The organism is Streptococcus sp. 1621, assembly GCF_013276615.1.
Taxonomy (GTDB): domain Bacteria; phylum Bacillota; class Bacilli; order Lactobacillales; family Streptococcaceae; genus Streptococcus.
Window position 1 is genome coordinate 1 of the sequence record NZ_VMLJ01000027.1, and the last position, 24610, is coordinate 24610.

General features: G+C 40.7%; 25 protein-coding genes and 1 pseudogene. 21 read left to right on the plus strand and 5 right to left on the minus strand.

The window, feature by feature from the left end:
* Positions 1 to 25: 25 nt before the first annotated feature.
* The gene (locus HT697_RS05980; protein ID WP_000005260.1) at positions 26 to 721 is read right to left on the minus strand and encodes a VIT family protein; all 696 of its coding nucleotides are present in this window, start codon (positions 719 to 721) and stop codon (positions 26 to 28) included.
* Positions 722 to 1418: 697 nt separating this feature from the next.
* Between HT697_RS05980 and HT697_RS05985 the strand changes: the two genes are divergently transcribed.
* The 8 genes from HT697_RS05985 to HT697_RS06020 all read left to right on the plus strand — a co-directional run bounded on the left by HT697_RS05985 (position 1419) and on the right by HT697_RS06020 (position 9856).
* Positions 1419 to 2879, plus strand: coding sequence for an aminotransferase class I/II-fold pyridoxal phosphate-dependent enzyme (locus HT697_RS05985; RefSeq protein ID WP_173218218.1), 1461 nt, complete (start codon positions 1419 to 1421; stop codon positions 2877 to 2879).
* Complete coding sequence (gene speE, locus HT697_RS05990; protein ID WP_000366729.1) at positions 2880 to 3740, plus strand: polyamine aminopropyltransferase; 861 nt, start codon at positions 2880 to 2882, stop codon at positions 3738 to 3740.
* Entirely contained in the window at positions 3737 to 4996 is a 1260-nt protein-coding gene (locus tag HT697_RS05995; RefSeq protein WP_173218220.1) for a saccharopine dehydrogenase family protein, read from the plus strand. The genes speE and HT697_RS05995 overlap by 4 nt, the downstream gene beginning before the upstream one ends.
* Positions 4996 to 6123: a carboxynorspermidine decarboxylase gene (gene nspC, locus HT697_RS06000; RefSeq protein WP_173218222.1), complete on the plus strand. Its 1128-nt coding sequence runs from the start codon at positions 4996 to 4998 to the stop codon at positions 6121 to 6123. The genes HT697_RS05995 and nspC overlap by 1 nt, the downstream gene beginning before the upstream one ends.
* Positions 6120 to 7205, plus strand: a complete 1086-nt coding sequence (gene aguA / locus HT697_RS06005) for an agmatine deiminase (protein ID WP_173218224.1) — start codon at positions 6120 to 6122, stop codon at positions 7203 to 7205. Before nspC ends, aguA begins: the two co-directional genes overlap by 4 nt.
* Positions 7206 to 7214: 9 nt before the next feature.
* A complete protein-coding gene (gene aguB / locus HT697_RS06010) occupies positions 7215 to 8090 on the plus strand; it encodes an N-carbamoylputrescine amidase (protein ID WP_173218226.1) in 876 nt (291 codons plus the stop codon).
* Positions 8091 to 8279: 189 nt separating this feature from the next.
* Entirely contained in the window at positions 8280 to 8981 is a 702-nt protein-coding gene (locus tag HT697_RS06015) for a response regulator transcription factor (RefSeq protein ID WP_173218228.1), read from the plus strand.
* Positions 8978 to 9856 carry a HAMP domain-containing sensor histidine kinase gene (locus HT697_RS06020; RefSeq protein WP_173218230.1) on the plus strand — a complete coding sequence of 293 codons (879 nt, stop codon included), beginning with the start codon at positions 8978 to 8980 and terminating at the stop codon, positions 9854 to 9856. The genes HT697_RS06015 and HT697_RS06020 overlap by 4 nt, the downstream gene beginning before the upstream one ends.
* 40 nt (positions 9857 to 9896) lie before the next feature.
* Here the strand turns inward: HT697_RS06020 and HT697_RS06025 are convergent, their stop codons facing one another.
* The 3 genes from HT697_RS06025 to HT697_RS06035 form a co-directional block, all read right to left on the minus strand.
* Positions 9897 to 10649 (minus strand): ABC transporter permease, encoded by a 753-nt coding sequence (locus HT697_RS06025; protein ID WP_173252996.1) that lies wholly within the window; start codon positions 10647 to 10649, stop codon positions 9897 to 9899.
* Between the two features lie 10 nt (positions 10650 to 10659).
* Positions 10660 to 11568, minus strand: coding sequence for an ATP-binding cassette domain-containing protein (locus tag HT697_RS06030; protein ID WP_173252995.1), 909 nt, complete (start codon positions 11566 to 11568; stop codon positions 10660 to 10662).
* A gap of 141 nt (positions 11569 to 11709) precedes the next feature.
* Positions 11710 to 12519 (minus strand): Cof-type HAD-IIB family hydrolase, encoded by an 810-nt coding sequence (locus tag HT697_RS06035; RefSeq protein WP_173252994.1) that lies wholly within the window; start codon positions 12517 to 12519, stop codon positions 11710 to 11712.
* A 270-nt stretch (positions 12520 to 12789) separates the two neighbouring features.
* On the opposite strand from HT697_RS06035, the gene HT697_RS06040 reads away from it, so the two are divergent.
* Both HT697_RS06040 and HT697_RS06045 read left to right on the plus strand, forming a co-directional pair.
* Positions 12790 to 13011: an SP_0924 family bacteriocin-like peptide gene (locus tag HT697_RS06040; protein ID WP_173218238.1), complete on the plus strand. Its 222-nt coding sequence runs from the start codon at positions 12790 to 12792 to the stop codon at positions 13009 to 13011.
* 41 nt (positions 13012 to 13052) lie between these two features.
* The gene (locus HT697_RS06045) at positions 13053 to 13724 is read left to right on the plus strand and encodes a CPBP family intramembrane glutamic endopeptidase (RefSeq protein ID WP_173218239.1); all 672 of its coding nucleotides are present in this window, start codon (positions 13053 to 13055) and stop codon (positions 13722 to 13724) included.
* Positions 13725 to 13776: 52 nt separating this feature from the next.
* Here HT697_RS06045 and HT697_RS06050 read toward each other — a convergent pair whose 3' ends face one another.
* Positions 13777 to 13974 carry an AraC family transcriptional regulator gene (locus HT697_RS06050; RefSeq protein WP_173218241.1) on the minus strand — a complete coding sequence of 66 codons (198 nt, stop codon included), beginning with the start codon at positions 13972 to 13974 and terminating at the stop codon, positions 13777 to 13779.
* Here HT697_RS06050 and HT697_RS06055 point away from each other — a divergent pair.
* The 11 genes and pseudogenes from HT697_RS06055 to yabA all read left to right on the plus strand — a co-directional run bounded on the left by HT697_RS06055 (position 13967) and on the right by yabA (position 24609).
* The gene (locus tag HT697_RS06055) at positions 13967 to 14875 is read left to right on the plus strand and encodes a LysR family transcriptional regulator (RefSeq protein ID WP_001025693.1); all 909 of its coding nucleotides are present in this window, start codon (positions 13967 to 13969) and stop codon (positions 14873 to 14875) included. The genes HT697_RS06050 and HT697_RS06055 overlap by 8 nt on opposite strands.
* The gene (gene lspA / locus HT697_RS06060) at positions 14872 to 15333 is read left to right on the plus strand and encodes a signal peptidase II (protein ID WP_173218243.1); all 462 of its coding nucleotides are present in this window, start codon (positions 14872 to 14874) and stop codon (positions 15331 to 15333) included. Before HT697_RS06055 ends, lspA begins: the two co-directional genes overlap by 4 nt.
* Complete coding sequence (locus tag HT697_RS06065) at positions 15323 to 16210, plus strand: RluA family pseudouridine synthase (RefSeq protein WP_173218245.1); 888 nt, start codon at positions 15323 to 15325, stop codon at positions 16208 to 16210. Before lspA ends, HT697_RS06065 begins: the two co-directional genes overlap by 11 nt.
* A gap of 2 nt (positions 16211 to 16212) precedes the next feature.
* Positions 16213 to 17364 (plus strand): annotated as a pseudogene (locus HT697_RS06070) (MBL fold metallo-hydrolase); the annotation flags it as partial.
* Positions 17365 to 17369: 5 nt separating this feature from the next.
* The gene (gene cbpE, locus HT697_RS06075; RefSeq protein ID WP_173218247.1) at positions 17370 to 19253 is read left to right on the plus strand and encodes a phosphorylcholine esterase CbpE; all 1884 of its coding nucleotides are present in this window, start codon (positions 17370 to 17372) and stop codon (positions 19251 to 19253) included.
* Positions 19254 to 19352: 99 nt separating this feature from the next.
* Entirely contained in the window at positions 19353 to 20462 is a 1110-nt protein-coding gene (proB, locus tag HT697_RS06080; protein WP_240147146.1) for a glutamate 5-kinase, read from the plus strand.
* 9 nt (positions 20463 to 20471) lie between these two features.
* The gene (locus tag HT697_RS06085) at positions 20472 to 21734 is read left to right on the plus strand and encodes a glutamate-5-semialdehyde dehydrogenase (RefSeq protein ID WP_173218251.1); all 1263 of its coding nucleotides are present in this window, start codon (positions 20472 to 20474) and stop codon (positions 21732 to 21734) included.
* A gap of 3 nt (positions 21735 to 21737) precedes the next feature.
* A complete protein-coding gene (gene proC, locus HT697_RS06090; RefSeq protein WP_173249608.1) occupies positions 21738 to 22535 on the plus strand; it encodes a pyrroline-5-carboxylate reductase in 798 nt (265 codons plus the stop codon).
* A gap of 191 nt (positions 22536 to 22726) precedes the next feature.
* Positions 22727 to 23365: a dTMP kinase gene (gene tmk, locus HT697_RS06095; RefSeq protein ID WP_164226002.1), complete on the plus strand. Its 639-nt coding sequence runs from the start codon at positions 22727 to 22729 to the stop codon at positions 23363 to 23365.
* A complete protein-coding gene (locus HT697_RS06100) occupies positions 23362 to 24252 on the plus strand; it encodes a DNA polymerase III subunit delta' (RefSeq protein WP_173218255.1) in 891 nt (296 codons plus the stop codon). The genes tmk and HT697_RS06100 overlap by 4 nt, the downstream gene beginning before the upstream one ends.
* Before the next feature lie 39 nt (positions 24253 to 24291).
* Entirely contained in the window at positions 24292 to 24609 is a 318-nt protein-coding gene (gene yabA, locus HT697_RS06105; protein WP_000358227.1) for a DNA replication initiation control protein YabA, read from the plus strand.
* Position 24610: the final 1 nt, after the last annotated feature.

The following is a 24610-nucleotide window of genomic DNA, read 5'->3' on the forward strand; positions in this document are numbered from 1 at the left end:
GGTTTGAAGAGATTTTCAAAGAGTATTAAATGCTGAAAAGTTGTCCTAGCAGAAAGGTAACTCCCATAGTTAAGAGACCAATAGCAAGGTTCCGAATCATAGCCGTTTTGGTTGGGGCTTTTCCAAGTCTGGCACTAGTGTAACCAGTGAGAAGAAGGGCTACACCGACAATCAGGACAGTAGCAGGGATGCGGTATTCACTTGGGAAAATGGTAATTGAAAGCATTGGTGGTAAGCTACCAAGGAAAAAAGAAATAAAGCTAGAGATAGCAGCATGCCAAGGATTGGTAAACTCTTCATACTCAATCCCATATTTTTCCTCTACCAAAGCCTTGAGTGGATTATTTAAAAAGGCTTTGTTGGTGAGAAGTTGGGCTGATGTTTCACACTCGCCATTTTGAATATAGGCAGCATAGAGGGATTTTTTGGCTAGTTCCATATCTTGGTCTAGCAAGAGCTGCTCACGCGCAACGGCTGCTTCCTCGGTATCTTTTTGAGTTGAAACGGATACATATTCTCCACCAGCCATTGAAAAGGCACCAGCTAAGATAGCTGCAAAACCTGATAAAAAAATAATCCAGATATTGCTGGTAGCACTGGCAACCCCGATAACCACACCAGCGATGGAAATAATTCCATCATTGGCACCAAGAACACCAGCACGCAGGATATTTAAACGACCTGCAAAATTTGAATCGATTTCGTGATTTGTTTCTGACATACTAATCTCCTTTTTATCCAGTATAAAGGAAAGAGGTAATGAAATCAATCTTTTAAAAGTATCTGAAAAAAGTTGCACGATTTTAATGATATAAAAATGTCGACATCTTCTCTAATAGATCAAACACCGAAGGTAAAGAGTATAGAATTTTTAAATTAAATACGATAAACATTTTGTTCACTTTATAATCGTTTACAAGAGAATAATGAGTATTAAATCAAATAAAATCCAAATATTTTGCGAACTTTTTTATATTTTTTTCGTAAAAGGCTTTACAAGTTCTTAAAAACATGATATAGTAATGGAGCTTAGAAAATGAGATGATGTTTTCTAGCAAATATAAACCCGAGTAAAAAATGCCTACGGACAGGCAGGGTTGAATGCCGAAGCGTGGTTGAAAAACCACATTATTGATAGGGTTAAAAGCCTACTTTTATAAGTTGATGTTAGGACACTTGTCCTAATTCATAAATTTTTAGTGTGGTGAAAGCACACGTCATCTTGTGAAACGATCAATAAAGTACGTAATATTTGCTACTAGAGAGTTAGGAAACATCGGGAACAGACATACTCAACAGAAACAAACATAAAAACGTCAGAAGATTGCAGAGCAGGTGAAATCCTGCTCTTTTTTCATGAGTCAACCTTTAGTTCCTTAGTTTTCATAAGGTACTAAAAATATGGAAAGGAGTATGTCTTGAAAGAGTTAGATCAAAACCAAGCCCCAATTTATGAGGCCTTGGTGAAGTTACGCAAGAAAAGGATTGTTCCCTTTGATGTTCCAGGTCACAAGCGCGGACGGGGAAATCCAGAACTTGTCGAACTGTTAGGTGAAAAATGTGTTGGCATTGATGTCAATTCGATGAAACCCTTGGATAATCTTGGTCACCCTATTTCGATTATTCGGGATGCAGAGGAGCTAGCGGCGGATGCTTTTGGAGCTAACCATGCCTTTCTCATGATTGGTGGAACAACTTCATCGGTGCAGACTATGATTCTGTCAACCTGCAAGGCTGGAGATAAGATTATTCTGCCACGAAATGTCCATAAATCTGCCATCAATGCGCTGGTTCTATGTGGTGCCATTCCCATCTATATCGAGATGAGTGTAGATCCTAAGATTGGTATCGCTTTAGGTCTTGAAAATGACCGAGTAGCCCAGGCCATAAAGGACCATCCAGATGCCAAGGCCATTTTGATTAACAATCCCACTTACTACGGAATCTGTTCAGACCTAAAGGGTTTGACAGAAATGGCTCATGAAGCTGGCATGATGGTTTTAGTAGATGAAGCCCACGGAGCGCATTTGCATTTCACTGATAAACTTCCAATTTCTGCTATGGATGCAGGTGCTGATATGGCAGCAGTTTCTATGCATAAGTCTGGTGGGAGTTTGACACAAAGTTCGCTTCTTTTAATCGGGGAGCAGATGAATCCCGAGTACGTACGTCAGATTATCAATCTGACCCAGTCAACATCCGCCTCTTACTTGTTGATGGCTAGTTTGGATATTTCACGTAGGAATTTAGCCCTTCGTGGTAAAGAGTCTTTTGAGAAGGTCATCGAGCTATCCGAGTACGCTCGTCGTGAAATCAATGCCATAGGTGGCTACTATGCCTACTCAAAAGAGTTAATAGACGGAGTGTCCGTTTGCGATTTTGACGTGACCAAGTTGTCAGTTTACACTCAGGGTATTGGCTTAACAGGTATCGAGGTTTACGACCTCTTGCGAGACGAATACGACATTCAGATTGAGTTTGGTGATATTGGCAATATCTTGGCCTATATTTCGATTGGTGACCGTATCCAAGACATCGAGCGCTTGGTCGGTGCTTTGGCTGATATCAAGAGACTCTATTCACGAGATGGGAAGGACTTGATAGCTGGAGAATATATCCAGCCCGAGTTGGTCCTTTCTCCTCAGGAAGCCTTCTATTCAGAGAGAAAAAGTTTGTCTTTAGACGAATCTGTTGGACAGGTCTGTGGGGAATTTGTCATGTGCTATCCTCCAGGTATTCCTGTCTTGGCTCCTGGAGAACGCATTACACGAGAAATTGTCGACTATATCCAATTTGCCAAGGAACGTGGTTGCTCCCTCCAAGGGACGGAAGATCCAGAGGTCAATCACATCAACGTCATTAAGAGAAAGGAGAACTAGATGGATTTATGGTTTTCTGAAGTTCATACTCCAGATGTGAAATTGTCCCTGAGAACAGCCAAGCAACTCTACGCTGGTAAAAGTGAATGGCAGGATATCGAAGTCTTGGATACACCAGCTTTTGGGAAAATACTAATTTTAAATGGGCACGTCTTGTTCTCAGATGCGGATGATTTTGTCTACAATGAAATGACCGTTCATGTTCCCATGGCTGTCCACCCAAATCCCAAGAAAGTCTTGGTTATTGGGGGTGGTGACGGTGGTGTTGCCCAAGTATTAACCCTCTATCCTGAACTGGAGCAAATCGATATTGTGGAACCAGATGAGATGTTGGTTGAGGTCTGTCGTGAGTATTTCCCAGACTTTGCTTCGGGACTTGATGACCCTCGTGTTACCATTTACTATCAAAATGGGCTACGCTTTTTGCGAAACTGCGAAGATGACTACGATATTATCATCAACGATGCGACAGATCCATTTGGACATACGGAAGGGCTCTTTACCAAGGAATTTTACGGTAACAGTTACAGAGCCTTGAAAGAAGACGGCATCATGATTTACCAGCATGGGAGTCCCTTCTTTGACGAGGATGAGTCAGCTTGTCGAAGCATGCACCGCAAGGTCAATCAAGCCTTTCCAATCAGTCGGGTCTATCAGGCCCATATCCCAACCAGCCCTGCTGGTTATTGGTTGTTTGGATTTGCATCGAAAAAATACCACCCTGTTAAAGATTTTGACAAGGAAGGCTGGAAAAAACGCCAGCTTTTCACAGAATACTACACTGCAAACTTACACGTGGGAGCCTTTATGTTACCCAAGTATGTTGAGGACATTTTAGAAGAAGAGGAAGGAAAAAAATGAGTCGTTTATTAGTTATTGGATGTGGGGGCGTTGCCCAAGTTGCTATTTCAAAGATTTGTCAAGATAGCAAAACCTTTACAGAAATTATGATTGCTAGCCGTACCAAGTCAAAATGTGATGACTTGAAAGCTAAATTGGAAGGCAAAACAAGTACAAAGATTGAGACAGCTGCTCTTGATGCTGACAAGGTTCAAGAAGTGATTGCCCTGATTGAAAGCTACAAACCAGAAGCTGTTTTGAACGTAGCTTTACCATATCAAGATTTAACCATTATGGATGCTTGTTTGGAAACAGGTGTTCACTATATCGATACGGCTAACTATGAAGCAGAAGACACAGAAGACCCTGAGTGGCGTGCTATCTACGAAAAACGTTGCAAAGAACTTGGTTTTACCGCCTACTTTGACTACTCATGGCAATGGGCTTATCAGGAAAAATTCAAAGAAGCAGGTTTGACTGCTCTGCTTGGATCTGGCTTTGACCCAGGTGTGACTAGTGTCTTTTCTGCCTATGCTCTCAAACATTATTTTGATGAAATCCACTATATCGACATTTTAGACTGTAATGGTGGTGACCACGGTTATCCATTTGCGACCAACTTCAACCCAGAAATCAATCTACGCGAGGTTTCTGCGCCAGGTTCTTACTGGGAAGATGGAAAATGGGTTGAAGTCGAAGCTATGTCTATCAAGCGTGAGTACGATTTCCCTCAAGTTGGACAAAAAGACATGTATCTCCTTCACCATGAAGAAATTGAATCATTGGCCAAAAACATTCCTGGAGTCAAACGCATTCGTTTCTTTATGACTTTTGGTCAATCATACTTGACGCACATGAAATGTCTTGAAAATGTTGGGCTCCTTCGTACGGATACCATTAACTTTAACGGTCAAGAAATTGTTCCAATCCAATTTTTAAAAGCGCTACTTCCAGATCCTGCAAGCCTTGGTCCACGTACAGTCGGAAAAACCAATATTGGATGTATCTTTACAGGTGTAAAAGATGGCGTTGAAAAGACCATCTACATCTACAATGTCTGCGACCATCAGGAATGTTACACAGAAGTTGGTTCACAAGCTATTTCTTACACGACAGGCGTTCCAGCCATGATTGGGACAAAATTGGTTATGAACGGTACTTGGAAACAAGCTGGAGTGTATAACCTTGAAGAATTGGATCCAGATCCATTTATGGAAGCTTTGAATGAGTACGGTTTGCCTTGGGTTGTGGTTGAAAATCCACAAATGGTGGACTAATGAAGCTAGAACAAGTACCAACACCAGCTTACGTCATTGACTTGGCAAAGTTAGAATCAAACTGCCGCATTCTACAATATGTACAAGAAGAAGCTGGTTGCAAGGTTTTGCTTGCCCAGAAGGCCTATTCCCTCTATAAAACCTATCCCTTGATTAGCCAGTATCTATCAGGTACGACAGCTAGTGGACTCTATGAAGCTAAGCTAGCTAGAGAGGAATTTCAAGGGGAAGTCCATGTCTTTGCGCCAGCTTTCAAGGATGCAGACTTGGAGGAATTGCTTGAGATAACAGACCATATCGTTTTTAACTCTGAGAGACAGTTGCGTAAACATGGGGCTCGTTGTCGGAAAGCTGGTATCAGTGTAGGTTTACGTCTCAATCCTCAGTGTTCAACTCAGGGTGATCACGCGCTCTATGACCCTTGTGCACCAGGCTCTCGTTTTGGAGTCACTCTAGACAAGATTCCTAGTGATTTACTAGATTTGGTGGATGGTCTTCATTTTCATACCCTTTGCGAGCAGGGAGCAGATGATTTACAAACAACTTTGAAAGCAGTAGAAGCGCAATTTGGTTCGTACTTACATGAGGTAAAGTGGCTCAATATGGGGGGCGGACACCACATCACAAGAGAAGGTTACGATGTGGATTTGCTGATTTCTGAAATCAAACGTATCCGAGAAACTTACAATCTTGAAATCTATATCGAGCCGGGTGAAGCCATTGCGCTCAATGCAGGTTATCTAGCAACTGAGGTATTAGATATTGTCGAAAACGGTATGGAAATCTTGGTTTTAGACGCCTCCGCGACCTGCCATATGCCTGACGTACTTGAGATGCCCTATCGTCCACCTTTGAGAAATGGCTCTGAGGCACAGGAAAAAGCCCATACCTATAGACTTTCTTCTAATACCTGTCTGACAGGCGATGTGATTGGTGATTATAGCTTTGAAAATCCAGTTCAAATCGGTGATAGACTTTATTTTGAAGACATGGCTATTTATTCTTTTGTCAAAAATAATACCTTTAATGGTATTGGATTGCCAAGTCTCTATCTCATGGACGAACAGGGAGACTGCAACTTAGTCAAATCTTTTGGTTATCAAGACTTTAAAGGGAGATTATCATGATGGACAGTCCAAAAAAATTAGGCTATCACATGCCAGCAGAGTACGAACCCCATCATGGTACCCTCATGATATGGCCGACTCGACCAGGTTCATGGCCTTTTCAAGGAAAAGCTGCTAAAAGAGCATTTAGTCAGATTATCAAAACCATAGCAGAAGGAGAAAGAGTCTATCTTTTGGTGGACCAAGACTACTTAGCTGAAGCCCAAGACTACCTTGGAGATAGCGCTGTTTATTTAGACATTCCTACCAATGATGCCTGGGCGCGTGATACAGGTCCAACTATTCTTGTCAATGATAAAAGAGAAAAGTTGGCAGTCGATTGGGCTTTTAATGCCTGGGGTGGCACCTATGATGGTCTTTATCAAGATTATGAAGATGATGACCAAGTAGCCAGTCGTTTTGCTGAGGCCTTGGAAATGCCTGTTTACGATGCTAAGCCTTTCGTCCTTGAAGGCGGAGCCATTCATAGCGATGGTCAAGGAACCATTCTTGTGACTGAAAGTTGCCTTCTAAGCCCTGGACGCAATCCTCATCTAAGTAAAGAGGAAATCGAGAGTACCTTATTAGAGAGCCTTGGTGCTGAAAAAGTTATCTGGCTTCCTTATGGTATTTATCAGGATGAAACCAATGAACACGTTGACAATGTTGCTGCCTTTGTTGGTCCTGCAGAACTTGTCTTGTCTTGGACGGACGACGAAAGTGATCCTCAATATGCCATGTCAAAAGCAGATCTCGAACTCTTAGAGCAAGAGACAGATGCAAAAGGACGGAAGTTTACCATTCATAAACTTCCAATTCCAGCTCTTCATCAAGTTGTAACCGAAGAGGATCTGCCAGGCTACATCTATGAAGAAGGAGAAGAAGAGCGATACGCAGGTGAACGACTAGCAGCTTCCTACGTAAACTTTTATATCGCCAACAAGGCAGTCTTGGTTCCACAGTTCGAGGATGTCAATGACCAAGTGGCCTTAGATATCCTCAGTAAGTGTTTCCCAGACCGTAAAGTTGTCGGAATACCAGCCAGAGATATTCTTTTAGGTGGTGGCAATATCCACTGTATCACCCAACAAATCCCAGAATAGGAGAAAAAGATGAGAAATGTAAGAGTTGCAGCCATTCAGATGCAATGTGCCAAGGATGTGGCAACAAATATTCAAACAGCGGAGCGTTTAGTACGTCAGGCTGCAGAACAAGGTGCACAAATTATCCTTTTACCCGAATTGTTTGAACGTCCCTATTTCTGTCAGGAACGTCAGTATGACTACTACCAACATGCCCAGTCGGTGACAGACAATACAGCCATTCAGCATTTTAAGGTGATTGCTAAGGAACTAAAAGTTGTTTTACCAATCAGTTTCTATGAAAAAGATGGCAATGTCTTGTATAACTCTATTGCCGTCATTGATGCAGATGGAGAAGTGCTGGGCGTTTATCGAAAGACCCACATACCAGATGACCATTACTATCAAGAAAAATTCTATTTCACGCCTGGCAATACAGGTTTCAAGGTCTGGGATACTCGCTATGCTAAGATTGGGATCGGTATCTGTTGGGATCAATGGTTCCCTGAAACAGCCCGTTGTCTTGCATTGAATGGTGCTGAATTGCTCTTTTATCCAACTGCTATTGGCTCTGAGCCTATCCTAGATACGGACAGTTGTGGTCATTGGCAACGTACCATGCAAGGACACGCAGCAGCAAATATTGTCCCAGTTATTGCAGCCAATCGTTATGGTTTGGAGGAAGTCACTCCTAGTGAGGAAAATGGTGGACAGAGTTCCAGTCTTGACTTCTACGGTTCATCCTTTATGACGGATGAAACAGGAGCTATTCTAGAGCGAGCTGAAAGACAAGGAGAAGCTGTTCTGTTAGCTACTTATGATCTTGACAAGGGAGCAGGCGAACGCCTAAACTGGGGCTTGTTTCGAGATAGAAGACCAGAAATGTATCGACGAATTACGGACTAGTAGGGGAGAAATGAGAGATTTATTATGCTAGACTCGTTTTTACTAGCAACTATAAGATACTAGGTCATCTAGCAAGTGAATTTTACATTTTAACCCTCTAAGGCTTTCTCGCGCTTTAATGCGAGGAGCTTTTCTATTTAAGCTTTATCAATAAAACATGCTATAATAGTTGCAGAAAGGTTGGTATTTATGGCTAGGATATTGGTTATTGAAGACAATAGTGACATTCAAGAGATTTTGCGAACACTTCTTACTGAGGAGCATGAGGTAATTCAAGCCTTTTCCGGTACAGAAGGAATCATGCGTTTTGACCAAGGTGGGATTGAGCTCGTTTTGCTAGATATCATGCTTCCTGGGAAAAATGGGGATCAGGTTTTAAAAGCCATCAGGGAACAAAGTCAAACTCCAGTCATTATGCTAACGGCTTTGAGCGATAAGAAGCTAATCAGTCAATATCTCTTAGATGGTGCCAATGATTACATAGTGAAACCTTTTGATTTGGATGAAGTCTTTGCTAGAGTTACTGTTCAGTTACGCCAAAGTGCAGAAAAACAGCCTGTGGAAATAGTAAAAACTGAAAATCTGCCACAAAACTTGAAAAATATCCAGTTTGATGCAGAAAGTTTTGAAATCAAAAATAACCAGGAAACGATTCGCCTTGCCAAGAAAGAATGCTTGATTCTCCAAACTCTCCTTAAACATCCTAAGAAAATTTTCACCAAGGAAGAACTGTATGAATTGGTCTGGGAGGAGAGCTACCTACCTGGAGATAATACCCTCAATACGCATTTGAGTAATCTTCGTAAAAAATTAAACCAGCTTGACCCAAATCAAGAATATATTGAAACCATCTGGGGCGTTGGGGTAAGATTAAAAGGAGACAAGCAATGACCTACATGATAATTTTTGTCCTACTAGTACTCCTAATTATTTTATCGATTGCATTGATTCGCTACCATCTAGCACTTAAAAACTTGAGTCAACAGATTGAAGACAAGATTCTCACAGGTAGTATGAAAAGAGTCGGAGTCAGCATTTTTTCCAAACATTTTTTACATCTCTACCAGCAGATTGATAATCTATTTCAGGAAGTGGAACAATCTCGATTGGTTATGAAAAGGGAAAAACAGACTCTGGATATGGCCATCAGCAATATCGCCCATGATATTCGGACGCCTTTGACTATCGCTTCAGGCTACACGCAACAATTGATAAAGTCTCCTGAAAACCAAGCAGAAACCCTACAAAAAATTGCCAATCATCTTGATTTAGTTTCCAAACGTTTGGAGGCACTCCTAGAATATCGTCGTTTGATGGAAGGGGCTGTCAAACCGAAACTGGAAGAAGTGGATTTTTCAACTTTTATCACCAAAAAGACTCTGGCTTATTATGATGTTTTTCAAGCGGCGAATATCACGCTTGATTTTAAGGTTGAAGATGATTTAAAAATGAGAACTGATGAAGACTTGCTGGATCGAATTTTACAAAATCTGCTTGGAAATGTCCTCAAACATGGCAAGGAAGAAGCGCGTCTATCTTTGAGAAAGGAAAAGGGACAGCTTGTCTTAGAGATTGCAAACCTTGTCAAACAGCCCATCAAAAAAATAGAAAATCTCAGCAACCGTTTTTATTCTGAAAATCTATCTGATACGGAAGAATCCTCTGGTTTAGGCCTTTATATCACTGAGGAATTATGTCATCTTCTCGGTGCAGAGATGAAACTAAGCACAGATGGACAGTGGTTATCGGTTTGTATTTACTTTTAACGAAAAGGAACCTCCTCTGTAGGCTAGAGGAGGTCTTTTTTTATAGACTTTTCTTTTTGAAAACTATCAATCCACTTATATTAAAGATTACAATAACAGCTAAGCTACCTATAAATGTGTAGAGAATTGACTCACTATTAGCAGTCATAGCATAAGTAAATTGCAATGATAAATATGGCAAAATTTTGATACTTGGAAAAATGAGCATTGGCATAGAAAGTAAGATCGAGCTGACAAAATAACCAATAAATACTGCAAGATAAGAATGGCTAACATAGAGAATAAAGGAAACAATGGAAAGCCAAGCAAGGAGGCAAAATAATTGAAGGAAAATGGTTATCAGTAGATTTCCGATAAAGCCATCAGGCATAGTTCCAAATCCATTTAAGATAGTTGCTGGAACAAAGGCAATCACAAGACTGATGATAAGTTGCAAAAGTGCAATACAAGCCACTACAAAGGCTTTAGCAAGGAAAAACTCTGTACGAGAAACACCTACTGTCAAACTATTTTTATAGAGCTTTCCGATTAAATCAACTCCGAGAACGAGGCAGGCTAGGATGATGCAGAGAAAAACGAGGTTTGAACCTTGACTAGATGCGTTGATCAGGGCTTGTACACCATTCCAACCTTGGGTTGGAATTTCTGATTCTTCTGCCTGGATTGCCATCAGATGACCCGTAGCTCCTATACTTGCACCCATTAGCATGAGAGCAAAGAGAATGAACTCTGTAATCCAGAATCCTTTGGAACGGAAAAGACGGTAAAAGTCTGCTTGAATGGTATGTATCATGATTTTCCTCCTATTCGACCAATTGAGTGAAGTATTCTTCTAGGTTTTGACGGGCATAGTAAATCTCGTCAATGTCAACATCTGCCAAAGTTAATTCCTTGAGAATCTGTTTGACATCTTGTTCCTGACCAAAGATGTGAATTTCGTTTTCAGGATTAACAACCTTGAACTGGAGCTGGATTTGTTCTTTCAATACTTGACAAGCTTTCTCTTGGTCGGCTGTCTTAAGCACAATATAATCCTCACTTAGTGTTTCAAATTCAGCCTTGCTGATTTCACGGATAATCTTGCCTTGATCTAAAATACCAAAACGATTAGCTACGAGGTAGAGTTCTGACAAGATATGGCTAGAGATGAGAATGGTTATCCCTTTTTCTTGATTGAGCCGTTGAATCATTAGTCGAAATTCTTTGATACCGATTGGGTCAAGACCGTTGATAGGTTCATCTAAGATCAGGAAGTCTGGTTTGGATAGAAGGGCAATGGCGATACCAAGTCTTTGTTTCATTCCTAGCGAGAAATCACGAAAGACTTTCTTACCTGTATCTGACAAACCTACATAGTCCAGCGTTTCTCGAATGACTTGATCAGCATTTGGAATATGACGAATCATACAGTAATATTTCAGATTTTGATAGGCTGTTAAGTGATTATGAGCTACAGGCGATTCGATAACAGAACCTACTCGAGATAGAGCCTTGGTCCACTCATTTTCCGTTTGGCTAGAGAAGAGGGAAACAGTCCCTTTATCCGCAAACAGTAGTTGCGTAATGATTTTTATCAAGGTGGTTTTCCCAGCTCCGTTCTTTCCAATAAGTCCATAAATATCTCCCTCTCTTATCGTTAAATGAAGATTCTGAAGAATAGCTTGTTTGTCAAAGTTTTTGGACAATCCATGAATATCAAGTACTGTTTTCATGATTCTCTCCTTTTGATTTATTTTGTTAACTTTAGTATAAAGCATAGAAATCAAAGAAAGCTCAAGGATTTCTAAAGAGTTTCTAAAGTTTTAGGAATTCTTAAATATCAAAACCCAGTTGATATGAACTGGGCTTCTTTACTATAAAATATATTTCTCAATGGCACGCGCAACGCCGTCTTCTTCGTTGCTGGCTGTAACAGCATCCGCAAGAGATTTGACATAATCGCTGGCATTTCCCATAGCAATACCAAGCCCTGCAAACTGGAGCATTTCGATATCGTTATTAGCATCGCCCATAGCCATAATCTCTGAGGAATCAATCTTCAAAATATCTGCTAGTCGAGAAAGAGCAGTAGCCTTTGTCGTACCAAGTGGCATGGCTTCATAAATAACAGGCTGTGAACGAACTCCACTAAATCGTTGACAGAGTTCCCCAGCAAAACGCTCTTCAAAATCGTCTGTTTGCTCTCTGGTGCCCAAAAACATCCCTTGGAACATCCGGTACTTGCCACTAGTCGCTTCCTCAAGAGAAATTTCAGTCAGGTCTGAAAAGACTAGTTTAGCATCATTTTGAACAATTTCATTAGGCTTGCCACCGAGGACAAAATAATGAGTCTCGTCAAAAAGTGTCAACTGAACCTCACTTTTTTCAGCAAGCTCATAGAGGTATTCGATGTCAGCTGGACTGAGTTCTTGCCAGTCGACTAGCCCCCAATCACTTGTCTGGTGAGTTGAACAACCGTTGTTAACAATCACATACTCATTCTGGAGATCAAGCCCCAGTTTTTGATAGTAGGGGAGGACACCAAAAAGCGGGCGACCTGTACAGAGAACCAGTTTGACACCTTTTTCAATAGCTTGGTGAATAGCAGTAATATGAGCTTGTGGGATTTCCTTGGCTTCATTGAGGAGGGTTCCGTCCATATCCAAGGCTAGTAGTTTAATCATAAGACTTCCTTCTTTATCTTTTGGTATTATTATAGCATATTTTGGAGAAGAAATTGATAGAAAGCTTGGGGCTAATTGATTTTACAGTTTAGGATGTTTTGATAACAATTCATGATTTGAAGAGGATATTTGGCCAAGATATGCTATACTAAAATTGTCAATGTTGCAACTAGACAAGCATAAAAAAACTAGCTTAAAATAGTTTTTTTGTAAGTAGGTATGAGTATCAGATTACTCAACTAATCTAAACAATAACGGAGGAAATATATCATGATTTTAATGACAAAAAATATAAATCTAACAAATGAAGAATTAGAGCTGATACAAGGTGGAGCAGATCCCTATGGAAAAGAACCTAATGGTTATTTTCCTTGGCAAATAGAGCCGGTATTAACTATGCCGGTTCATGGATTTTGTCCCAGAGGAACCTATGATTTAGGATATATTGGAGGAGGCAATCATCTTTGCAAAGGAAGTCCTGTGAGATTTTAAGTAAAATTTATTAGGAATATGGAGAAAACAGAGGATTTAATATGAAAAAACGGATTATTCAGATTTTACTAGCATTATCCTTAATTTTTTACAAATCAACTTGGTTTTGGGGAATTTTCAATCACCTCGCAAAGCCCTATCTACCAGCAAGTCGTGAATTTTTTCAGATTCTGCTTTGGATGGAGAGTGGAGGTCTTTTATTAGCGGTCATCTATCTACTAGTTTTTGCAGGAAAGAAGACTTTTCATTTCAAATGGCAGCTGAGGCACTTTATCTACCTTTTACTGGGTTACATCATTTTGTATATGTCTGACTTCCTCTTGTCTTATTTCATACCCTCGTCTTCAAATCAAATTTCTTTGAATGAAACGATAGAAATGATGGGGAGACAGGAATTACCCTATTTCTTGCTCATAGCTTGCTTCATCGGCCCTATTGCTGAGGAGTTGATTTACCGCGGTGTGCTTATGACAACCTTTTTCAAAAACTCGCCTTGGTACGGAGATGTCTTGCTTTCTGCTATTATTTTCGGTTATATTCATATCAATTTTGCTTTAACACCTCTTGCTTTTTTCATTTATGCTAGTGGAGGTCTCATTTTAGCTCTACTGTATCGCATGACAAAAAATCTCTACTATCCAATACTAGTTCATATTCTCATCAATATCACTGCCTTCTGGAATGTATGGTTACTCCTATTTTCAGGAAGTTAGCTTACTAAAACAATGTCGGAACTTTCCGGCATTTTCTTTTTTTCACAAATAGTCAACGTTTTTCTTTTCGATATTGGAGTGGTGTGTATCCAGTTATTTTTTTGAATTGATTTTGAAAATAAGATTGGCTTGAGAAAGGCAGATAGTGAAGATAGTTAAGAAGAATAGGATGTTCTTTTTTACTTTTTGGAAAACTTCTAAAATATGGTATAATGAAAAGATAAAGAAGTTGGGGGTAGAAGATGAACATTCAACAATTACGCTATGTTGTTGCCATTGCCAATAGCGGTACTTTTCGTGAAGCTGCTGAAAAGATGTATGTTAGTCAGCCGAGTCTGTCTATTTCTGTTCGTGATTTGGAAAAAGAATTGGGCTTTAAGATTTTTCGTCGGACCAGTTCAGGGACTTTCTTGACCCGTCGTGGTATGGAATTCTATGAAAAAGCGCAAGAATTGGTTAAAGGATTTGATATTTTTCAAAATCAGTATGCCAATCCTGAGGAAGAAAAAGATGAATTTTCCATTGCTAGTCAGCACTATGACTTCTTGCCACCGACGATTACGGCTTTTTCAGAGCGCTATCCTGATTATAAGAACTTTCGTATTTTTGAATCAACTACTGTTCAAATCTTAGACGAAGTAGCGCAAGGGCATAGTGAGATTGGGATTATCTACCTCAACAATCAAAATAAAAAGGGGATTATGCAACGGGTTGAAAAGCTAGGTCTGGAGGTCATTGAATTGATTCCTTTCCATACCCATATTTATCTCCGTGAGGGTCATCCTTTAGCCCAGAAAGAGGAATTAGTCATGGAGGATTTAGCGGATTTACCAACGGTTCGTTTCACTCAAGAGAAAGATGAGTACCTTTATTATTCAGAGAACTTTGTTGATACTAGTGCGAGCTCGCAGATGTTCAATGTGACAGACCGTGCCACCTTAAATGGCATTTTGGAGCGGACGGATGCTTATGCAACAGGTTCTGGATTTTTAGATAGTGACAGTGTGAATGGCATCACAGTTATTCGTCTCAAGGATAACCTAGATAATCGCATGGTCTATGTTAAACGTGAAGAAGTGGAGCTGAGTCAAGCTGGGACTCTCTTCGTAGAAGTCATGCAAGAATATTTTGATCAGAAGAGGAAATCATGAAAAAAAGAGGAATAGTGGCAGTCATTGTACTGCTTTTGATTGGTCTGGATCAGTTGGTTAAATCCTATATCGTCCAACAGATTCCACTGGGTGAAGTTCGTTCTTGGATTCCCAATTTCGTTAGCTTGACCTACCTGCAAAATCGAGGGGCAGCCTTTTCTATCTTACAAGATCAGCAGTTCTTATTCGCTGTCATTACTCTGGTTGTCGTGGTAGGTGCCATTTGGTATCTACATAAACACATGGAGAACTCACTTTGGATGGTCTTGGGTTTGACCTTGATTATCGCAGGTGGTCTTGGAAACTTTATTGACAGGGTGAGTCAGGGATTTGTTGTGGATATGATCCACCTTGACTTTATCAATTTTGCAATTTTCAATGTGGCAGATAGCTATCTGACGGTTGGAGTGATTATTTTATTGATTGCAATGCTAAAAGAGGAAATAAATGGAAATTAAAATTGAAACTGGTGGCCTGCGTTTAGATAAGGCTTTGTCGGATTTAACAGAATTATCACGCAGTCTCGCGAATGAACAAATTAAATCAGGACAGGTCTTGGTCAATGGCCAAGTCAAGAAAGCTAAATACACTGTCCAAGAGGGCGATGTCGTCACTTACCATGTGCCAGAGCCAGAGGTTTTAGAGTATGTGGCTGAGGATCTTCCACTAGAAATCATCTACCAAGATGAGGACGTTGCTGTCGTTAACAAGCCCCAGGGGATGGTGGTGCATCCGAGTGCTGGTCATACTAGTGGAACTCTGGTAAATGCCCTTATGTACCATATTAAGGACTTGTCGGGTATCAATGGGGTTCTGCGTCCAGGAATTGTTCACCGTATTGATAAGGATACGTCAGGTCTTCTCATGATTGCTAAAAATGATGAGGCGCACTTAGCACTTGCCCAAGAACTCAAGGATAAAAAGTCTCTCCGCAAATATTGGGCGATTGTTCATGGAAATTTGCCCAATGATCGCGGTGTCATTGAAGCACCGATTGGTCGTAGTGAAAAAGACCGTAAGAAACAGGCTGTGACTGCTAAAGGTAAGCCTGCAGTTACCCGTTTTCACGTCTTGGAACGCTTTGGTGATTATAGCTTAGTAGAGTTGCAACTGGAGACAGGGCGCACCCATCAGATTCGTGTTCACATGGCTTATATTGGCCATTCAGTCGCTGGTGATGAAGTCTATGGTCCACGCAAGACACTTAAGGGGCATGGACAGTTTCTCCATGCCAAGACTCTAGGATTTACCCATCCGAGAACAGGTGAGACCTTGGAATTTACAGCAGATATCCCAGAGATATTTAAGGAAACCTTGGAGAAATTAAGGAAGTAAGAATGAAAAAGAAATTGATTAGTTTAGCACTTGCAGGCGCTTTTTTAGGTTTGTCATGGTATGGGAATGTTCAAGCTCAAGAAAGTTCAGGAAATAAAATCCACTTTATCAATGTTCAAGAAGGTGGCAGTGATGCGATTATTCTTGAAAGCAATGGACATTTTGCCATGGTGGATACAGGAGAAGATTATGATTTCCCAGATGGAAGTGATTCTCGCTATCCATGGAGAGAAGGAATTGAAACGTCTTATAAGCATGTTCTAACAGACCGTGTCTTTCGTCGTTTGAAGGAATTGGGTGTCCAAAAACTTGATTTTATTTTGGTGACCCATACCCACAGTGATCATATTGGAAATGTTGATGAATTACTGTCTACCTATCCAGTTGACCGAGTCTATCTTAAAAAATATAGTGATAATCGTATTACTAATTCTGAACGTTTATGGGATAATCTGTACGGTTATGATAAGGTTTTACAGACTGCCGCCGAAAAAGGTGTTTCAGTTATTCAAAACATCACACAGGGAGATGCTCATTTTCAGTTTGGGGACATGGATATTCAGCTCTATAATTATGAAAATGAAACTGATTCATCGGGTGAATTAAAGAAAATTTGGGATGATAATTCTAATTCCTTGATTAGCGTGGTAAAAGTCAATGGTAAGAAAATTTACCTTGGGGGCGATTTAGATAATGTTCATGGAGCAGAAGACAAGTATGGTCCTCTCATTGGAAAAGTTGATTTGATGAAGTTTAATCATCATAAGGATACCGAAAAATCAAATACAAAAAACTTTATATTAAATCTATCTCCAGAAATCATAGTGCAGACAAGTGATGCTGTTCCAGGTTTTTATGATAGTCCTATTGTAGACAACCCTGAATATATAGCATGGTTAGATAGTTTAGGGATAAAGCGAATAAATGCAGCTAGTACAGAATATGATGCAACTGTTTTTGATATTAGACAAAATGGCATAGTTGATATAAGTAAACAATATAAAAAAATACCATCGTTTGTTTCGGGATGGCATCAGAAATCTAATGGCGAGTGGTGGTACCAAGCACCAGATTCTACAGGAAATTATTCTATCGGTTGGAACGAAATTGATGGAAAAAGATATTATTTTAATCAAAAAGGAATTCTAATAGAGCAATAATGAAAAAGAAATTGATTAGTTTAGCACTTGCAGGCGCTTTTTTAGGTTTGTCATGGTATGGAAATGTTCAAGCTCAAGAAAGTTCAGGAAATAAAATTCACTTTATCAATGTTCAAGAAGGTGGCAGTGATGCGATTATTCTTGAAAGCAATGGACATTTTGCCATGGTGGATACAGGAGAAGATTATGATTTCCCAGATGGAAGTGATTCTCGTTATCCATGGAGAGAAGGAATTGAAACGTCTTATAAGCATGTTCTAACAGACCGTGTCTTTCGTCGTTTGAAGGAATTGGGTGTTCAAAAACTTGATTTTATTTTGGTGACCCATACCCACAGTGATCATATTGGAAATGTTGATGAATTACTGTCTACCTATCCAGTTGACCGAGTCTATCTTAAAAAATATAGTGATAGTCGTATTACTAATTCTGAACGTCTATGGGATAATCTGTACGGTTATGATAAGGTTTTACAGACTGCTTCAGAAAAAGGTGTTTCAGTTATTCAAAACATCACACAGGAAGATGCTCATTTTCAGTTTGGGGACATGGATATTCAACTCTATAACTATGAAAATGAAACTGATTCATCAGGTGAATTAAAGAAAATTTGGGATGACAATTCCAATTCCCTGATTAGTGTAGTGAAAGTCAATGGCAAGAAAATTTACCTTGGGGGCGACTTAGATAATGTGCATGGAGCGGAAGATAAGTATGGACCTCTTATTGGAAAAGTTGATTTGATGAAGTTTAATCATCACCATGATACAAACAAATCAAATACCAAGGATTTCATTAAAAATTTGAGTCCGAGTTTGATTGTTCAAACTTCGGATAGTCTACCTTGGAAAAATGGTGTTGATAGTGAGTATGTTAATTGGCTCAAAGAACGAGGAATTGAGAGGATCAACGCAGCCAGCAAAGACTATGATGCAACAGTTTTTGATATTCGAAAAGACGGTTTAGTAAACATTTCAACTTCCTACAAGCCGATTCCAAGTTTTCAAGCTGGTTGGCATAAGAGTGCGTATGGGAATTGGTGGTATCAAGCACCTGATTCTACAGGAGAGTATGCTGTCGGTTGGAATGAAATCGAAGGTGAATGGTATTACTTTAACCAAACGGGTATCTTGTTACAGAATCAATGGAAAAAATGGAACAATCATTGGTTCTATTTGACAGACTCTGGTGCTTCTTCTAAAAATTGGAAGAAAATTGATGGAATCTGGTATTATTTCAACAAAGAAAATCAGATGGAAATTGGTTGGGTAAATACTGGAGGTCAGAATTATTATTTATCCAAGGATGGTTCGCTGCAAACAGGTTGGCTTCAATATAAGGGGCAATGGTATTACTTTGCTCAATCAGGAGAAATGAAAACGGGCTGGGTAAAAGATAAAGAAACTTGGTACTATATGAATTCTACTGGTATTATGAAGACAGGTGAAATAGAAGTTGCAGGTCAACATTACTATCTAGAAGAATCAGGAGCTATGAAGCAAGGCTGGCTTAAAAAGGCAAACGATTGGTATTTCTATAAGGAAGACGGTTCACGAGCTGTGGGTTGGATCAAGGACAAGGATAAATGGTACTTCTTGAAAGAAAATGGTCAATTGCTTGTGAACGGTAAGACACCAGAAGGCTATACTGTTGATTCAAGTGGTGCCTGGTTAGTGGATGTTCCGGTAGAGAAATCTGCTACAATTAAAACTACAAGTAATTCAGAAATAAAAGAATCTAAAGAAGTAGTGAAAAAGGATCTTGAAAATCAAGAAACGAGTCAACATGAAAGTGTTGCAAGTTCATCAACTAGGCAAGATTTTACTTCATCAACTTCAAAAAGCTCTGAGACGAGTACAAACAAATCGGAATCAGAACAGTAGTAAAAAAGAAGGTTTTAGGGCCTTCTTTTTCTATCAACTCTTTTCTATTTCCTGTCATTCATGTTATAATGGATGAATATGAAGAATCGGAGTGAGACTATGAAATACAAACGGATTGTCTTTAAGGTGGGGACTTCTTCTCTGACAAATGAGGATGGAAGTTTATCACGTAGTAAGGTAAAGGCTATTACCCAGCAGTTGGCTATGTTGCACGAGGCTGGTCATGAATTGATTTTGGTGTCGTCAGGTGCCATTGCGGCTGGTTTTGGGGCCTTAGGATTTAAAAAGCGTCCGACTAAGATTGCTGATAAGCAGGCTTCAGCAGCGGTAGGGCAAGGGCTTTTGTTGGAAGAATACACGACCAATCTTCTCTTGCGCCAAATCGTTTCTGCACAAATCTTGCTGACCCAGGACGACTTTGTGGATAAGCGTCGTTATAAAAATGCCCATCAAGCCTTGTCAGTTCTACTTAGCCGTGGGGCGATTCCTATTATTAACGAGAATGACAGTGTCGTCATTGATGAGCTCAAGGTCGGGGACAATGACACTCTAAGTGCCCAGGTAGCAGCTATGGTCCAAGCAGATCTTTTGGTCCTCTTGACAGACGTAGACGGTCTATATACAGGAAATCCTAATTCAGATCCAAGAGCAAAACGCTTGGAGAAAATCGAGACTATCAATCGTGAGATTATTGATATGGCCGGTGGAGCAGGTTCGTCTAATGGTACAGGGGGCATGTTAACCAAAATCAAAGCTGCAACTATCGCGACGGAATCAGGAGTTCCTGTTTATATCTGCTCATCCTTGAAGTCAGATGCCATGATTGAGGCAGCTGAGGAGACCAAGGATGGTTCCTACTTTGTTGCTCAAGAGAAAGGACTTCGTACCCAGAAACAATGGCTGGCCTTTTATGCTCAGAGTCAAGGTTCTATTTGGGTTGATAAAGGGGCTGCAGAAGCTCTCTCCCAACATGGAAAGAGTCTTCTCTTATCTGGTGTTGTTGAAGCAGAAGGAGCCTTTTCTTACGGTGATATCGTGACAGTATTTGACAAGGAAAGTGGAAAATCACTTGGAAAAGGGCGTGTGCAATTTGGTGCATCTGCTTTGGAGGATATGTTGCGTTTTCAAAAAGCCAAGGGGGTCTTGATTCACCGTGATGACTGGATTTCCATTACTCCTGAAATCCAACTACTCTTTACAGAATTTTAGAGGTAAACTATGGTAAGTACACAAGAACAATTTGAACAGGTACAGGCTGTTAAAAAATCAATCAATACAGCTAGTGAAGACGTGAAAAACCAAACCTTGCTAGCCATGGCTGATCACTTAGTAGCTGCTACAGAGGAAATTTTAGCAGCCAATGCCCTTGATATGGAAGCGGCCAAAGGTAAAATCTCAGATGTGATGCTGGATCGTCTTTATTTGGATGCAGGTCGTATAGAAGCGATGGCAACTGGTATTCGTGAAGTGGTTGCTTTACCAGATCCAATCGGTGAAGTTTTAGAAACAAGTCAGCTTGAAAATGGTTTGGTTATCACCAAGAAACGTGTGGCCATGGGTGTTATCGGTATAATCTATGAAAGCCGTCCAAATGTGACGTCTGATGCGGTTGCTTTGGCTCTTAAGAGTGGAAATGCAGTTGTTCTTCGTAGTGGTAAGGATGCCTATCAAACAGCACATGCTATTGTCACAGCCTTGAAGAAGGGCTTGGAGACGACTACTATTCACCCAGATGTGATTCAACTGGTGGAAGATACCAGCCGAGAAAGCAGCTATGCCATGATGAAGGCAAAGGGCTATCTAGACCTTCTCATTCCTCGTGGAGGAGCTGGTTTGATCAATGCCGTAGTTGAGAATGCTATCGTACCCGTTATCGAGACAGGAACTGGGATTGTCCATGTTTATGTCGATAAGGACGCAGATGACGACAAGGCACTGTCTATCATCAACAATGCTAAAACAAGTCGTCCTTCTGTCTGCAATGCCATGGAGGTTCTGCTGGTTCATGAAGACAAGGCAGCAAGCTTCCTTCCTCGCTTGGAGCAAGTTCTAGTTACAGAGCGTAAGGAAGCTGGACTGGAACCAATTCAATTCCGCTTGGATAGCAAAGCAAGTCAGTTTGTTTCAGGCCAAGCAGCTGAGGATCAAGACTTTGACACCGAGTTTTTGGACTATGTCCTAGCTGTTAAAGTAGTTTCAAGTCTTGAGGAAGCCGTCGAGCATATTGAAGCACACAGTACTCATCATTCGGATGCCATTGTGACGGAAAACGCTGCAGCTGCAGCTTACTTTACAGATCAAGTGGACTCTGCAGCGGTTTATGTCAATGCCTCAACTCGTTTCACAGATGGAGGCCAATTTGGTCTGGGTTGTGAAATGGGAATTTCTACTCAGAAACTGCACGCGCGTGGTCCAATGGGCTTAAAAGAATTGACTAGCTACAAGTATGTGGTTACTGGTGACGGACAGATAAGGGAGTAAGAGATGAAGATTGGATTTATCGGATTGGGGAATATGGGTGCTAGTTTGGCCAAGGCTGTTTTGCAGGCCAAGACGGGTGCTCAGATTCTCCTTGCCAATCGTAGCCAAGACAAGGTGGATGCTTTCATCGCCAACTTTGGTGGTCAGGCTTCCAGCAATGAAGAAATTTTTGCAGAAGCAGATGTGATTTTTCTAGGAGTTAAGCCTGCTCAGTTTTCTGAACTGCTTTCTCAATACCATACTATCCTTGAAAAGCGAGCATGTCTTCTTTTAATCTCCATGGCAGCTGGATTGACTTTAGAAAAACTAGCAAGTCTTATCCCAAATCAACACAGAATTATTCGTATGATGCCAAATACCCCTGCTTCTATTGGTCAAGGAGTCATTAGTTATACCTTGTCAGCCAACTGCCAAGCAGATGATAAGGAAGTCTTTTGTCAACTTTTACAACATGCCGGTTTATTGTTTGAAATCAGTGAAGGCTTAATCGATGCAGCGACAGGTCTTGCAGGCTGTGGGCCGGCCTTTGTCTATCTCTTTATTGAGGCCTTGGCAGATGCAGGTGTTCAGACTGGATTGCCACGAGAGACAGCATTGAAAATGGCGGCTCAAACTGTGGTAGGAGCTGGTCAATTGGTCCTAGAAAGCCAAGAGCATCCTGGAGTATTGAAAGACCAAGTCTGCAGCCCAGGAGGTTCGACTATCGCTGGTGTAGCAAGCTTAGAAGCGCATGCTTTTCGAGGAACAGTCATGGATGCAGTTCATCAAGCCTATAAACGAACACAAGAATTAGGTAAATAAGAGGTGGATTTGTCTGCCTCTTTTATGGTGGTTGATACTCTTCGAAAATCTCTTCAAACTGCGTCAGCTTCCATTTGCAACCTCAAAACAGTGTNNTTTTCATTGAGTATGAAATGAGAAGACAAAAAAGATTGTCACAAACCTCTATTTTTTTGATAGAATAGAAGTAGTAAAAAAGAAATGAGTTAGACATGTCAAAAGGATTTTTAGTCTCTCTTGAGGGACCAGAGGGAGCAGGAAAGACCAGTGTTTTAGAGGCTCTGCTCCCAATTTTAGAGGAAAAAGGGGTAGAGGTGCTGACGACCCGTGAACCTGGCGGAGTCTTGATTGGGGAGAAGATTCGGGAAGTAATTTTGGATCCAAGTCATACTCAGATGGATGCGAAGACAGAGTTGCTTCTTTATATTGCCAGTCGCAGACAGCACTTGGTGGAAAAAGTTCTTCCAGCACTTGAAGCTGGCAAGTTGGTCATTATGGACCGCTTCATCGATAGTTCGGTTGCCTATCAGGGATTTGGTCGTGGCTTGGACATTGAAGCCATTGACTGGCTTAACCAGTTTGCGACAGATGGCCTCAAACCCGATTTGACACTCTATTTTGATATTGAGGTGGAAGACGGACTGGCTCGCATTGCTGCTAATAGCAATCGTGAGGTCAATCGTTTGGACTTGGAAGGGTTGGACTTGCATAAAAAAGTCCGTCACGGTTACCTTTCTCTTCTGGATAAAGAGGGAAATCGCATTGTCAAGATTGATGCTAGTCTTCCTTTTGAGCAAGTTGTGGAAACTACCAAGGCTGTCTTGTTTGACAGAATGGGCTTGGCCAAATGAAACAAGATCAACTAAAGGCTTGGCAGCCAGATCAGTTTGACCGCTTTGTCCGTATCTTGGAGCAAGACCAGCTCAATCATGCCTACCTCTTTTCAGGTTTCTTTGGAAGTTTGGAAATGGCGCAATTTTTAGCTAAGAGCCTCTTTTGTACGGATAAAGTTGGCGTCTTACCATGTGAGAAATGCCGAAATTGCAAGCTGATTGAACAGGAAGAGTTTCCAGATGTCACCTTGATTAAGCCAGTTAATCAGGTCATTAAGACAGAACGCATTCGGGAATTGGTGGGTCAGTTTTCCCAAGCAGGGATTGAAAGTCAGCAACAGGTCTTTATTATCGAGCAAGCTGAGAAAATGCATCCTAACGCAGCCAATTCTTTGCTCAAGGTCATCGAAGAACCCCAGAGTGAGGTTTATATTTTCTTCTTGACTAGCGATGAGGAAAAGATGTTGCCGACAATCCGAAGTCGGACCCAGATTTTTCACTTTAAAAAGCAAGAAGAGAAGCTCATCTTGCTCTTAGAACAAATGGGGCTGGTTAAGAAAAAAGCAACTCTATTAGCCCAGTTTAGTCAATCGCGAGCTGAAGCAGAAAAGTTAGCCAATCAGGCAAGTTTTTGGACCTTGGTCGATGAAAGTGAACGCCTGCTGACTTGGTTAGTAGCTAAGAAAAAAGAAAGTTATTTGCAAGTTGCCAAACTAGCTAGCTTGGCAGATGACAAGGAAAAGCAGGATCAGGTTTTACGGATTCTTGAAGTGCTCTGTGGGCAGGACCTCTTGCAAGCAAGAGTAAGGGTGATTCTACAAGATTTGCTAGAAGCTAGAAAAATGTGGGAAACTAATGTCAGCTTTCAAAATGCCATGGAATATCTGGTCTTGAAAGAAATATAAACTAAAAAATGAATGATAAAGAAAGGAAAGGGCTGGTTTATGGACAAAAAAGAATTATTTGACGCGCTGGATGATTTTTCCCAACAGTTATTGGTAACCTTAGCTGATGTGGAAGCCATCAAGAAAAATCTCAAGAGCTTGGTAGAAGAAAATACAGCTCTTCGCTTGGAAAATTCTAAGTTGCGCGAACGCTTAGGTGAGGTGGAAGCAGATGCTCCCGTCAAGGCCAAGCATGTTCGTGAAAGTGTTCGTCGCATTTACAAAGACGGATTTCACGTATGTAATGATTTTTATGGACAACGTCGAGAACAGGACGAAGAATGTATGTTCTGTGACGAGTTGTTATACAGGGAGTAAA